The 12,239-nt window shown below is 62.0% G+C and carries 12 protein-coding genes and 1 riboswitch; of the genes, 11 read left to right on the plus strand and 1 reads right to left on the minus strand.

What is annotated here, in order from left to right; genetic code table 11:
• Positions 1–68: 68 nt before the first annotated feature.
• The 11 genes from YWU_RS0104385 (at position 69) to YWU_RS0104435 (ending at position 11,500) form a co-directional block, all read left to right on the plus strand.
• Positions 69–824 carry an ABC transporter ATP-binding protein gene (locus YWU_RS0104385; protein ID WP_205618294.1) on the plus strand — a complete coding sequence of 252 codons (756 nt, stop codon included), beginning with the start codon at positions 69–71 and terminating at the stop codon, positions 822–824.
• Positions 797–1,567 (plus strand): NUDIX hydrolase, encoded by a 771-nt coding sequence (locus YWU_RS15160; RefSeq protein WP_034647038.1) that lies wholly within the window; start codon positions 797–799, stop codon positions 1,565–1,567. The genes YWU_RS0104385 and YWU_RS15160 overlap by 28 nt, the downstream gene beginning before the upstream one ends.
• The gene (locus tag YWU_RS0104395; RefSeq protein WP_027019507.1) at positions 1,558–2,694 is read left to right on the plus strand and encodes a THUMP-like domain-containing protein; all 1,137 of its coding nucleotides are present in this window, start codon (positions 1,558–1,560) and stop codon (positions 2,692–2,694) included. The genes YWU_RS15160 and YWU_RS0104395 overlap by 10 nt, the downstream gene beginning before the upstream one ends.
• A 245-nt stretch (positions 2,695–2,939) precedes the next feature.
• The gene (locus YWU_RS0104400) at positions 2,940–3,725 is read left to right on the plus strand and encodes an electron transfer flavoprotein subunit beta/FixA family protein (RefSeq protein WP_027019508.1); all 786 of its coding nucleotides are present in this window, start codon (positions 2,940–2,942) and stop codon (positions 3,723–3,725) included.
• Positions 3,726–3,763: 38 nt separating this feature from the next.
• Positions 3,764–4,708 (plus strand): electron transfer flavoprotein subunit alpha/FixB family protein, encoded by a 945-nt coding sequence (locus YWU_RS0104405; protein ID WP_027019509.1) that lies wholly within the window; start codon positions 3,764–3,766, stop codon positions 4,706–4,708.
• Between the two features lie 220 nt (positions 4,709–4,928).
• Positions 4,929–6,134 (plus strand): cysteine desulfurase family protein, encoded by a 1,206-nt coding sequence (locus YWU_RS0104410; protein ID WP_084141780.1) that lies wholly within the window; start codon positions 4,929–4,931, stop codon positions 6,132–6,134.
• 19 nt (positions 6,135–6,153) lie between these two features.
• Entirely contained in the window at positions 6,154–7,266 is a 1,113-nt protein-coding gene (gene mnmA / locus YWU_RS0104415; protein ID WP_027019511.1) for a tRNA 2-thiouridine(34) synthase MnmA, read from the plus strand.
• Entirely contained in the window at positions 7,263–8,300 is a 1,038-nt protein-coding gene (locus tag YWU_RS17420; protein ID WP_156892711.1) for a uroporphyrinogen decarboxylase/cobalamine-independent methonine synthase family protein, read from the plus strand. Before mnmA ends, YWU_RS17420 begins: the two co-directional genes overlap by 4 nt.
• A gap of 100 nt (positions 8,301–8,400) precedes the next feature.
• Positions 8,401–8,566: riboswitch (cobalamin riboswitch) on the plus strand.
• 49 nt (positions 8,567–8,615) lie between these two features.
• Positions 8,616–9,689 carry an ABC transporter substrate-binding protein gene (locus YWU_RS0104425; protein ID WP_027019512.1) on the plus strand — a complete coding sequence of 358 codons (1,074 nt, stop codon included), beginning with the start codon at positions 8,616–8,618 and terminating at the stop codon, positions 9,687–9,689.
• A gap of 9 nt (positions 9,690–9,698) precedes the next feature.
• A complete protein-coding gene (locus YWU_RS0104430; protein ID WP_027019513.1) occupies positions 9,699–10,739 on the plus strand; it encodes a FecCD family ABC transporter permease in 1,041 nt (346 codons plus the stop codon).
• Complete coding sequence (locus YWU_RS0104435; RefSeq protein ID WP_027019514.1) at positions 10,736–11,500, plus strand: ABC transporter ATP-binding protein; 765 nt, start codon at positions 10,736–10,738, stop codon at positions 11,498–11,500. The genes YWU_RS0104430 and YWU_RS0104435 overlap by 4 nt, the downstream gene beginning before the upstream one ends.
• Here the strand turns inward: YWU_RS0104435 and YWU_RS0104440 are convergent.
• On the minus strand, positions 11,497–12,174 hold the full coding sequence (locus tag YWU_RS0104440; RefSeq protein ID WP_027019515.1) for a 3'-5' exonuclease: 678 nt from the start codon (positions 12,172–12,174) through the stop codon (positions 11,497–11,499). The genes YWU_RS0104435 and YWU_RS0104440 overlap by 4 nt on opposite strands.
• Between the last annotated feature and the right edge of the window lie 65 nt (positions 12,175–12,239).

Consider the following 12,239-nt stretch of genomic DNA (forward strand, 5'->3'; position numbering starts at 1 on the left):
TAGACGCTGTGACTGACATTGAGGACGACTTCAACGAGGACCTCGTCCTCGACTTCACCGACGTGGCCATGGTGCGTGACGGGCGGACCCTTGTGGGCCCCATCAACTGGCAGGTGGAGCTCGACGAACGGTGGGTCATTATTGGCCCCAATGGTGCGGGTAAAACGTCTCTGATGAGGATGGCTGCGGCGGAAGAGCACCCTTCATCAGGCATTGCGCTGCTGATGGGTGAGCAGCTCGGCCGCACGGACATGCGCGATCTGAGGATGATGATCGGACTGACGTCCTCGGCCTTGGCGCACCGCATTCCGGAGGACGAGATCGTGGGGGACTTGGTTGTCTCCGCCTCCTACTCGGTTCTGGGCCGGTGGCGGGAGACCTACGAGGCGATGGACTTCGAGCAGGCTTCCGAACTGTTGCACACCCTCGGCGCCGCACACCTGGCAGATCGGACCTGGGGCACCCTCTCTGAGGGCGAGCGCAAGCGCGTGCTGATCGCACGTGCACTGATGGTCAACCCCGAACTATTGCTTCTCGACGAACCCGGTGCCGGACTCGACCTTGGCGGCCGTGAGGACCTCGTCGTTCACTTGGGCGAGTTGGCGCTGGATCCCGATGCGCCAGCAATGGTGATGATCACCCACCACGTGGAGGAGATCCCCTTCGGATTTACCCATGCGATGCTGCTTGCCGAGGGTGGGGCAGTGGCACAGGGGCTGATCGACGACGTGATGACGTCTGAGAACCTCTCCCGCACCTTCAGTCAGGAGATCAAGCTCGACCGGATCGACGGACGATGGTTCGCCCGCCGCGCGCTGACGTGACCCCGAGGCTCGCCTCCACTGTTCTGTTGCTTCGCGACGGCGCCGATGGACTAGAAGTCTTCGTACAGCGCCGCGCCGCGACGATGAAATTCGCGCCGGGCATGACAGTCTTCCCTGGCGGCGGGGTAGACCAGCGGGATCTGCTGGAGGGCCACGAGGTTCCCTGGAGCGGCCGTGATCTGAAGTGGTGGTCGAGTCATCTCGGCGTTGGTGAAACCGAGGCCAGAGCGCTGGTTCTTGCTGCGGTCCGCGAGACCTTCGAAGAGACTGGCACTCTGCTGGTGCCAGAGAATCGCTTCCAGGATGTTGATCGATACCGCGGACGTCTGGAGAGCCGCGACGTGTCGATGTCTGGGTTCTTCCTCGACAAGGGACTGACCGTTGGCTCTGATTTGCTGCGCCCCTGGAGCAATTGGGTTACTCCAGAAAGTAGCCCGATCCGCTACGACACCTTCTTCTTCCTGGCTGCTCGTCCAGAAGGACAGGAGCCGGACGGACGAAATACTGAGTCCGTCGAATCCCGCTGGACTACATCAGAGGCGATTTTGGACCAGTGGAGGAGCCGAGAGGTGAAGTTGCTCCCGCCAACGTGGCACCAGCTGATGCGATTGTCGGAACTGTCGAGCGTCGCTGAGGCATTGGACATCGCAGATGCTCCGGTGCAGCGCACCGTGACCGATTTCCTAGAGCAGCCATTCATGGCCGAATACATCGAACAAATGGGAGAGCCGCCGTGGCGCTAAGTGTTGCAGACGTCGACTGGCTGTCGGAGTACCCGTCGGCGGTGGCCGCAGCAGGGGAGCGGGAACTGACGAAGGCATCGATGATCGCCGATGGAACGTACTTGCGCGAGGCCTTCGGGGAACGCGCCCGTGCCCTCATCGAACTAGTCCAAGCCCGCCGTTCCGCTCAAGGGCGCATCCCAGAGCACTGGATCTTCAGCGCCGACGCAGCCCAACAGGCGACTCACCGCGCGGTTGCTGAACATCGGGCTCGGCGGATCCTTGAGATCGTGGGGACACAGCGGCCAATCCATGACGCCACCTGTTCCATCGGCTCTGAGTGCGCCGCGTTCACCGACGCTGGTGCGAGCACCGTTCTTGGCACCGACCTTGACCCCGCGCGCGTGGCAATGGCCGCCCACAACATCGGACCTGTCGTTGCCGTCGCCGATGCTCTACAGCCGGTATCAGCAGATGCCGTCCTCTTGGCAGATCCTGCGCGCCGTGCCGGTGGCCGACGCATTGTGAAGCCAGAGGATCTCCTACCGCCATTGCCTGACCTTGTTCAAGCATGGTCAGGCCGGGATTTCGCGATCAAATGCGCGCCGGGCATCGACTATTCAGAGTGGGACGGTGAGGTCAACATCGTCAGCGTCGACGGGGGAGTGAAGGAGGCCTGCCTCTATTCACCCGGGCTAAGCCGAGTAGGACGATCAGCGACGCTGATCGCGTCGGGAAGCCTCTCGCTTTACGACGACTCCCTTCCCGACACCTGCACCGTCGCAGACGCCGGTCGATACATCATTGACCCGGACGGCGCAGTCGTCCGAGCCGGACTGGTCAGGCAGTACGCCACTGCACACGGGCTGTGGCAGCTCGACGAACGCATCGCTCATCTCACCGGGGATGAACTGCCAGAAGGGGTGAGCGGTTTCCCGGTCATCACGCAGGCCCCATTGAAGAAGGTGCGCCAGGAGTTGGCGGCGATGGACTGCGGCAGTGCGGAGATCTTGGTGCGCGGCGTCGATGCCGATCCAGACGCGCTTCGCAAGCAGTGGAAACTTAAGGGAAAACGACCACTGGGGGTCGTCATAACGCGGATCGGATCGAAGGGCGTCGCATTTATCTGCGGGCCCCGTGAGGGGTAGTTCGGGGGTGAGTGACCTGGATAACAGTGTCTTTCAGCTGTTTCCGCAGCTCGGGTCTAGGTGTGCACGAAAAAATAACCAATTTGTGATGATGTTGACCACATTTCCATGTCTTCCTCTGTTAACTTCTATGGAGACGACGCGGTACTTGCCCTAGTTGCAACACATCTGAGGTCTTCGGGCGCGAGGCCGTCGTCGAGCGAAACGAATCGACACAATCATTCGACAGTAAGGACGTCAGACACATGCCGAACATCGTCGTTCTGGTTAAGCAGGTCCCCGACACCTACTCCGAGCGCAAGCTGCGTGAGGATGACTTCACCATGGACCGTGAGTCCTCGGACGTCGTCCTGGATGAGATCAACGAGAACGCCGTCGAGGCCGCTCTCCAGATCAAGGAGAAGCACGGCGGCAAGGTCACCGTTGCAACCATCGGCCCGGAGGGCGCCATTGACGCTCTGCGCAAGGCTCTCTCCATGGGTGCGGACGACGCGGTCATCCTTTCTGATGACGCCATCGCCGGCTCCGACGCCGTGCAGACCGGTTGGGCTCTCTCCAGCGTGCTGGACACCATTGAGGGAACCGACCTGATCGTTGCAGGAAACGCCTCCACCGACGGTGGCACCGGCGCTGTCCCGGCCATCCTCGGTGTTTACCGCGGCCTGCCGGTGCTCTCCAACCTCCGTTCCGTCGAGGTTGACGGTTCCTCCATCTCCGGTGAGCGTGAAACCGAGGACGGCATCTACCAGGTCAAGGCAAACCTGCCGGCCATCATCTCCGTCACGGAGAAGGCCAACTCCCCGCGCTTCGCATCCTTCAAGGGCATCATGGCCGCGAAGAAGAAGCCGGTCGCAAAGCTGACCCTGGATGACGTTGCCGCTGAGGCAGAGCAGGTCGGCGCCGAGAACGCTGCCACCGCCGTCACCGCAGTTGCTCCGAAGCCGGAGAAGACCGCCGGTGAGATCATCACCGACGACGGAAATGGTGCAGCCAAGGTCGTTGAGTACCTCAAGGCTCAGAAGTTCATCTAGTCCGCTGACGCGATACGCACAACAGGAGAGAAACCACAATGACTAACGTCCTCGTTCTGGTCGATCACATCAACGGTGAGCTGAAGAACTCGACCGCTGAGCTGCTGACCGCCGCCCAGGTTCTGGGTGAGCCGTCCGCCGTGGTCGTCGGCAAGCCGGGCACCGCAGCCGCACTGGCTGAGGAGCTTGGCAAGTACGGCGCCACCCACATCTTCGCCGCTGAGTCCGATGACGCCGGCAAGTACCTGCTGTCCTCTGAGGTCGACGTCCTCGTTGGCCTGGCTTCCGAGTACCAGATCCCCGTCCTCGTCGCCGGTGGTGCCGCAGGTGCAGAGATCGCCGGCCGCGTCGGAACCCTGACCGGCTCCGGCGTCCTCAACGACATCACCGCCCTCAACGCTGACGGCTCCGTCCAGTACTCCGTCTTCGGTGGCGACTACATCGTCGACGGTGCCGGCTACGGCGCTTCCCCGGTCTACGCACTGCGTGCCGGCTCGGTTGACCCGGTTGAGAACCCGGCCTCCCCGGGCATCTCCGAGGTCGCTTTCCCGGAGGCTCCTGAGTCCCCGGTCGAGATCCTGTCCTTCTCCCCGATCGAGGGTGGAGATCGTCCGGAGCTCACCGAGGCCAAGATCGTCGTTTCCGGCGGCCGTGGTGTCGACAATGCAGAGAACTTCACCAAGGTCGTCGAGCCGCTGGCAGACGCCCTCGGCGCAGCCGTCGGTGCTTCCCGTGCAGCTGTCGACGCCGGTTACTACCCGGGCCAGTTCCAGGTTGGTCAGACCGGTAAGGTCGTCTCCCCGGATCTGTACATTGCCCTGGGTATTTCCGGAGCAATCCAGCACAAGGCTGGTATGCAGACCTCCAAGACCGTCATCGCGGTCAACAAGGATGAAGAGGCTCCGATCTTCGAGATCGCTGACCTCGGCATCATCGGCGACCTCTTCGATGTCGCCCCGGCCGTCACCGACGCACTGAAGTAAATCTTCGGCTAACTGACGCCACGTAAAGCGGCGGGTTCCCCAGTGGAACTCGCCGCTTTACGCGTGCCCGGACCTCCGTACGGACCGCTACCTCTCTCAAGTGACCCCGATCGGTGATATTGGCTTAATCTGAACTGGGGAAATGCAAATTTTCGTTATCGAATGGGGGCACCGGTGGCCGGGTTCTGATCCGACGATGAACCCGACTAACCTCACATCCATGTCCAACACCTTCTCCGCCGCCACCGGCCAGCGTTCGGCGAGACCCTCCGCACTGGAGGCTCTCCGTGCGCGGGCGCAGAAGCCCCGCCATTACCTGGACCATGCAGCGACATCTCCGCTTCTTACGGAAGCACGCGACGCCATGGTCGAGGCATATAGTCTGGGTAATCCCGGTGGTCAGTATGACTCTGGCCGTCGGGCACGGCAGGCGTTAGAGGATGCCCGGGAGACCGTGGCGCGGATCCTTGGCTGCGAGCCGATCGAGGTGATTTTTACCTCTGGCGGCACCGAGGCAGACAACCTCGGAATCCAAGGATTGTACCTGGGTCTGGGGGCGCCAGGCACGATCGCACTTGCACCTATCGAGCATGATGCGGTTCTGAAATCCGCCGCGTTCTGCCGGGATCGACTCGGCGCTACGCTGCTGGATCTGCCGGTCACTCCGGAAGGGAGGGGCGACGCTTCCGCTCTGCCAGCGATCACCGGACCGGCGATGCTGACCTGCATGTGGGCCAACAATGAGACCGGCGCGATTCAACCGATCAAGGAACTGACCGATCTTGGGCTGCCGACGCACATTGATGCAGTGCAAGCCGTCGGACATGAGGATATCAACTTCCACGCCACTGGAGCGGCCACGCTTGCATTGTCGGCGCATAAGTTCGGTGGTCCCCGTGGCGTCGGGGTTCTGCTGGCCAGGCGTGACGCGAAAGTCATTTCCCATGTCAATGGTGGCGGCCAGGAGCGGGGATTGCGCTCTGGAACCGTTGACGTTGCCGCAGCAGTCGGACTAGCTGCTGCTCTCCAAGCGGCAACTACAGACATGGAAGCGGAGAACGCTCGGTTGGCTCGTCTGCGGGACCGGTTGTGGGAAGGAATTCGTGGGGAGGCTGGGGACGTCGTGAAGCATACGAGTGAACCGGCCCTGCCAGGGCACCTCCACATCAGCGTGCCTGGCGCGGAAGGCGACAGCCTGATCATGCTTCTCGACGCCGCCGGCATCGAATGCTCCACCGGCTCCGCATGCAATGCCGGCGTCAATCGACCTAGCCACGTGTTGCTGGCAATGGGCGTTCCGGAGGACGTAGCGCGTGGCGCGGTGCGATTCAGCCTCGGACATGCGACGACAGAGCAGGACGTGGATGCGGTTCTGGCCGTGGTCGGTGATACCGTCGCACGAGCGAAGGCTGCGGGGATGGCCTAGGGAGTATGGAGGAAATGTCATGAGGGTTCTGGCGGCGATGAGCGGCGGGGTCGACTCGTCGGTTGCTGCGGCACGTGCGATCGCGGCGGGGCATGACGTCACCGGCGTGCACCTGGCGTTGTCGAAGGACCCGGAGACATTGCGTGCCGGCTCGCGCGGCTGCTGTTCCCTGGAGGATTCCGGAGATGCTCGCCGAGTCTGTGACGCGTTGGGGATCCCGTTCTACGTGTGGGATTTCTCAGAGCGATTCCGCGAGGAAGTTATCGGCGACTTCACCGAGTCCTACGCACGCGGCGAGACCCCCAACCCGTGCCTGCGATGCAATGAACGAATCAAATTCCAGGCTCTGCTCGAGCGTGCTTTGGCGCTCGGTTTCGATGCCGTTGTCACCGGGCATTATGCGGTCTTGGACGAGGCGGGCCGGCTGCGTCGCTCCTCCGACGAGCAGAAGGACCAGTCCTACGTGCTGGGCGTGCTGGACCGTGAGCAGATGGCCAAGTCCTTGTTCCTCTGCGGCGACACTGACAAGCCGCAGATCCGCGAGGAAGCTCGAGAACTCGGCCTGACCACGGCGAACAAGCCAGATAGCTACGACATCTGCTTCATCCCTGACGGCAACACTCAGGCATTTCTCGGTCGCTCCATTGGTATGCGACCCGGCGCGGTCAAGGACGGCGTGACAGGCGAGGAACTCGCTACCCACGAGGGCGTGCACCAGTTCACCATCGGTCAGCGCAAGGGCCTCGGTCTGCCGGGCCCGGCCAAGGACGGTCAGCCGCGCTATGTCACCGGCATCGATGCTGAGTCGGGTGTGGTGACTGTCGGCCGTGCTGAGGATCTCAACATCCACACCCTGGAGGTTGACCGTGCGATCTGGCTGGAGGACCCTGCGGTCATCGCGGATGGCCCGTTGCAGGTCCAGGTCCGCGCCCATGGCAAGGCGCATCCCTGCCGCATCGAGATCCTAGAGGGCCCGACGAATTCGGAAACCGGTCGCGGTGGTGCATTCCGACTGCTTCTCGACGTCCCCTTCCGCGGCGTTGCCCCCGGCCAGGCCGCAGTCCTTTATCGTCCGGATGCTGAAGGCGACATTGTGCTTGGCTCCGGCACGATCCGGGACACCGGAGCATGACCGGTTTTAGCGGTCTCGGGTCGATGCCGGGGACGGATATGGCTGTTGCCGCTGATGTGATCGGCGGGGAGTCCACCGATGGTGAGGTCATCATCCCGTTGCTGCCGGCGCGTGGTCTTGGCGCGGATGCGGTTGGCCGTACCGGAGTGGTGCTGCAAGACGTGGTCCTTGATCGAGGACCACGTAGCTGGCGCATTGCTGACGGTCCCTCGCGGGTAACGTGGCAGGCCCGAGATCTGCTGACTCGGGATCTCGATGTCTGCGAGGAGCTGTGGAACGGCGCTGCGGAGACGATTCGTTTTTCAGTGGTCGGTCCGTGGAGCTTGGGCGCGTCGGTGGAACTTCCCGGCGGGCATCGGATGCTTACCGATCATGGTTCGGTGCGGTTCTTGGCGGAGTCATTGTCGGCAGGTCTCGACCGGCTCCTTGATGATCTGGATCGCCGCTTCAGCGGCGCTCGCTACACCGTTCAGATTGACGAGCATCTGCTTCCCGACGTTCACCTCGGCCGAGTTCCCGACGCCGTCGGCACCAGATTCCTCCGTCCAGTGGGCCATCGCGAGTTGTCCGACATGTGGCGCCGGATCACGGAGCCGCTGGCTGCGCGTGGTGTTCGCGTTGTGGTGCGCCCCGGCGGGAAGGTCTCGGAATTGTCGATGGAGGCGGTACGCGACTCCGGTGCGAACGCTCTGGCTGTTCGCGCGGATGCTGTGGTCGGCTCGACGGCCCTGGACACCCTTGGCGCCCTCATCGCCGATGGTATTGATCTGGATCTCGGTGTTGTCCCCTCCGTACCGGACCGGGGAACTGACGATCACTCCGGAGCGTGGATCACCCCGGACGAGCGAACCGCTGCCAAGCGGGCCGCTCGGCTGTGGGATGAGTTGAGTTTCCCCCGAGTCGACATGATCGAGCGGATAAACCTCACACCGATGTCCGGCTTCGACCGCTCACCATTGAAATGGCCGGCGCCAGCCTTGCGGTGTGGGCGTTTGGCGGCTGACCTCGTGAATCGAGCCGCAGGCGACCTGTAGCCGACTCTTTTGCTGGCCGGATGCTCATCCGCGAGTCCCTGCCTGGCCAGGAGTACTTCTTGGATTAGAAGTAAATTCCTATCAATTGACCTGATAAAGTGCTGAGTGCACAAGGATCGGTGCAAGGGAATCCGGTGAAAATCCGGAACTGGCGCGCAGCGGTGAGAAGGGACCGACCCCACACGAGGCCACTGGATCACTCCGGGAAGGCGTGGGCGAGGGACTGACCTTCAAGTCCGAAGACCTACCGATTCATAGTCCACGTCATCGTCTCGCGCACAGACACTGACGGATCTCCACGAAGGTGGATTCCCCATGCTTAAGAACAAGCGGTTCCTCGCGTCCACAGCCCTTACCGCCACCGCAGCCCTGGTCCTGACCGGATGCTCAAACACTGACACTGCGGCGACCTCCGCAGACGGAGAACTCACCGTCGAGAACTGTGGTGAAGAAGTCACCTTTGAGTCCGAGTCATCATTGCTGGCCTACGACGGCGGCATCATCGCCATCGCACTTGCCGCCGGGGCACAGGACAACATCATAGCCGTGTCGAGCGTTGGTGATGACCGAGACACCTTGGCCGCGAAGTACGGGGCCGACGTGATCGACTCCTACGAAAGCGTTAGTGACCGGGCGCCGTCCCTGGAGCAGATCATTGCCCTCCAGCCGGACTACTACTTCGCAGGCTGGAACTACGGTATGTCTGACACCAACGGAGTCGACCCGACTCTCCTTGGCGACCGAGGCATCGGTTCTTACATCCTCAGCGAATCCTGCAGGCAGGACGGCACTACACAGCGAGGTGTCATGGACCCGTGGGAGGCCTTGGATGAGGACCTTCGCAACATCGGTCAGATCTCCGGCGACCCAGATATCGCCGAGTCAGTAATTGAGGACCAGAACGAACGCCTGGCAGCATTGGCGGACGCAGCGCAGCCGGAGGAGGCCCCTAACCTCTTCCTCTACGACTCCGGCACAGACGCACTGTTCACCTCCGGCAAGTTCGGAGCCCCCGAGGTCATCATCCAGGCCGCTGGCGCCCGTAACCATGCCGACGGGATCGATGACACGTGGGTTCAGGTCGGCTGGGAGACCCTTGCTGCAGATTCTCCCGACGCCTTCGTCTTTGTCGACTACCCCGGTCAGTCTTTCGAGGAAAAGGTCGAACAGCTTAAGAACCACCCGGTGACCCGTGATCTGCCGGCGGTCCAAGAGGAGCGGTTCATCAACTTGCCGTACGCAATGTGGGTTTCTTCGCCCCTGAACGTTGACGCCGCTGAGATTCTCCGCAAGGCACTCGAGGAGTATGGCCTGGCCCCGGAGAGCGAGATCCAGCCTGAATTCGAATTGCCTGCCAGCGTCCCGGGCCAGGAATACCTGACCAAGTAGGCCCCGCATATGCTCAGAAAAGCAGGAACCCCGCTCTTATTAGTGGTGTTGCTGTGCGCACTGGCGGCGAGCTTCGTCATTTCGTTGACGTTTGGCTCGGTGTCGTATCCAGCCGGCGAGGTGTGGCAGGTTGTCCTGGCACACCTCTCTGGCGGGGAGTACCACGACCGCGCAATCAATGACATCGTCTGGGAACTGCGCGCTCCTCGAGGACTGATCGCGATGATCGTGGGAGCCGGTCTGGCTCTGGCGGGCGTTGCGATGCAGACACTCGTCCGTAACCCACTGGCGGACCCGTATCTGCTCGGCATTTCCTCCGGCGCGAGCGTCGGTGCCACCGCCGTCATTACCTTCGGAGTCTTCTCCGGCTTTGGGGTGTGGGCACTCTCTGGTGGCGCGATGATTGGTGCGCTGGTGGCCACGGCCGTCGTCTACTTCGTCACAGTCATGCAAGGAGGCATCACACCACTTCGCCTGATTCTCTCTGGCGTAGTGCTCTCCTCGGCGTTTTCAGCAGTCGCAAGTCTCTTGGTCTTCCGAGCGCCGGATTCCCGAGCCGCCCAGGGCGTGATGTTCTGGATGCTCGGATCAGTCTCAGGAGCGCAATGGAACCGGGTATTGCTTCCGTTCGTGGTCGTGATTCTGTGCGGCGTCATCCTGTTCCTCATCAGCACGCGCATGGACGCCCTGTCCGCAGGGCCCGATACCGCAGCTGCACTCGGAGTAAGAGTTGGACTGCTGCGCAAACTCCTGTTTTTCCTGCAGGCAGTTCTCGTCGGCGCGATGGTCGCCGTCGCCGGAGGCATCGGCTTCGTCGGTCTAGTCATCCCGCACCTGGCACGCATGATGGTCGGATCACTGCATCGACGACTCATCCCCATCGCCGCGCTATCGGGAGCGCTATTCCTCCTGTGGGTCGATGTCCTCGCCCGTCTGATCGCACCTCCGCAGGAAATTCCGCTCGGAGTCGTTACAGGAGTCATCGGAGCGCCTGTATTCCTCCTACTGATGGGCAGAAAACGCTACCGATTCGGAGGTCAGTCTTCATGAAAAGGTTTGAGGTGAATGGGGTGGGGGTGAACGTCGGGAAGCGAAAGCTTTTGACCGACGTCACCTTCACCGCCGAACCCGGAACGCTGACCGCCGTGGTGGGCATCAATGGCGTGGGCAAGTCGACGCTGATGCGCGCGCTGGCCGGCATCACCAAACCGGCTGAAGGGCACGTGCTTTACGACGCCCACAACCTCCACTCCCTCCGTCCTAGACTCCGTGCCCGACGCGTTAGTTACGTGGGACAGGAGGAGCGACCACCAGGGGAGCTGACCGTCGCGGAGTTTGTCGCTCTTGGTCGAATGCCGCATACAAGCGCGTGGGATCTTGGCGGTCATGACGGCGACACTGAGGTTGCTCGAGCCCTCACCATGCTCGACATCCAGCAACATGCGGATTCGATGTGTGACCAACTCTCCGGAGGCCAATCGCGCCGGGTAGTGCTCGCACGTGGCTTGGCGCAGGAGGCGGAAGTGCTGCTTCTCGACGAGCCGACGAATCACCTCGACATCCACCACCAGTTGCATCTGCTCGATGTACTGCGTGCCTCTGGGCGGACGGTGATCGTGAATATTCACGACCTGGATCTAGCGATGTCCCACTTCGATCAAGTGGTGCTTCTCCACAACGGAACTGCCTCCAGCGTGGGCGCCCCAGAAGAGGTGCTGATCCCAGAGACCCTGCGCGAGGCGTTTAAGGTGCAGGCGCTGATCGCCAGGGTGGGGGAGCGACCGCACCTGATTATCGACTCAGTGAGTTAGTACATCGGCCACGTCTGAGGCAAATCGAAGTCGGAGACATCCCGACCCTTCTTCTCGAAATAATCCTTGAGGCTCTTGCGATCCTCGTAGTACGAGATGGCCTGCAATTCCATGAGCTCATCGCCGTCCATCTCGGCGATCTCCGGCCACTTCTTCGCCTGCATCCAAGCTAGGCGGGCCGCTGCGAGGGCGTCCTCAGTGGCATCGTGCGCGGCGTCCAGACGCACGTTGTAGTGCTCGCAGACACTGCCCAATGTGCGCTTGCCCCCGCGGTACTTATCGAACTTCTTGTCAATGACGAAGGGATCCACCACCAGTCCGTCGACGGTGAAGGACGGGTCTTGGGTGTGCAGGACTGATAAGTCATACGCGGCATTGAACGCGATGAGCGTGAATCCTTCGGACCAGCCCTTGCGGATACCAGCGATGGTCTCGGCGAGAACCTGATCGTGCGGAGCACCATCCTTGCGTGCCATCTCGGTGGTGATCCCGTGGACATTGGAGGCAGCCTCCGGGATCTCGACACCAGGATCAGCAAGGCGCAGCTCCTTCACCGGCTGCTGCCCCGAACGGAGGCTGACCAGCGCTGACGTCACGATCTTGCATTCTTTGGGATTGGTTCCGGTGGTCTCGAGGTCGAAGGCCATCATGGCACCCACATCAAATCGGCTCATGGCGGTAACTCTAGCGACCAGCCTCAAGCGCGGTGTCAGGGTCAGCGGTTGATTGTGGAAGAACT

Source organism: Corynebacterium sputi DSM 45148, from assembly GCF_000427865.1.
GTDB classification, from domain to species: domain Bacteria; phylum Actinomycetota; class Actinomycetes; order Mycobacteriales; family Mycobacteriaceae; genus Corynebacterium; species Corynebacterium sputi.

Bases quoted from the DNA above. Each gene is read 5' to 3' on its own strand.
- YWU_RS0104440 (WP_027019515.1), bottom strand. From the start codon at position 12,174: ATGAGCCGATTTGATGTGGGTGCCATGATGGCCTTCGACCTCGAGACC.
- YWU_RS0104430 (WP_027019513.1), top strand. From the start codon at position 9,699: ATGCTCAGAAAAGCAGGAACCCCGCTCTTATTAGTGGTGTTGCTGTGC.
- YWU_RS0104425 (WP_027019512.1), top strand. From the start codon at position 8,616: ATGCTTAAGAACAAGCGGTTCCTCGCGTCCACAGCCCTTACCGCCACC.
- mnmA (WP_027019511.1), top strand. From the start codon at position 6,154: ATGAGGGTTCTGGCGGCGATGAGCGGCGGGGTCGACTCGTCGGTTGCT.
- YWU_RS0104410 (WP_084141780.1), top strand. From the start codon at position 4,929: ATGTCCAACACCTTCTCCGCCGCCACCGGCCAGCGTTCGGCGAGACCC.
- YWU_RS17420 (WP_156892711.1), top strand. From the start codon at position 7,263: ATGACCGGTTTTAGCGGTCTCGGGTCGATGCCGGGGACGGATATGGCT.
- YWU_RS15160 (WP_034647038.1), top strand. From the start codon at position 797: ATGGTTCGCCCGCCGCGCGCTGACGTGACCCCGAGGCTCGCCTCCACT.
- YWU_RS0104405 (WP_027019509.1), top strand. From the start codon at position 3,764: ATGACTAACGTCCTCGTTCTGGTCGATCACATCAACGGTGAGCTGAAG.
- YWU_RS0104435 (WP_027019514.1), top strand. From the start codon at position 10,736: ATGAAAAGGTTTGAGGTGAATGGGGTGGGGGTGAACGTCGGGAAGCGA.
- YWU_RS0104385 (WP_205618294.1), top strand. From the start codon at position 69: ATGGTGCGTGACGGGCGGACCCTTGTGGGCCCCATCAACTGGCAGGTG.
- YWU_RS0104400 (WP_027019508.1), top strand. From the start codon at position 2,940: ATGCCGAACATCGTCGTTCTGGTTAAGCAGGTCCCCGACACCTACTCC.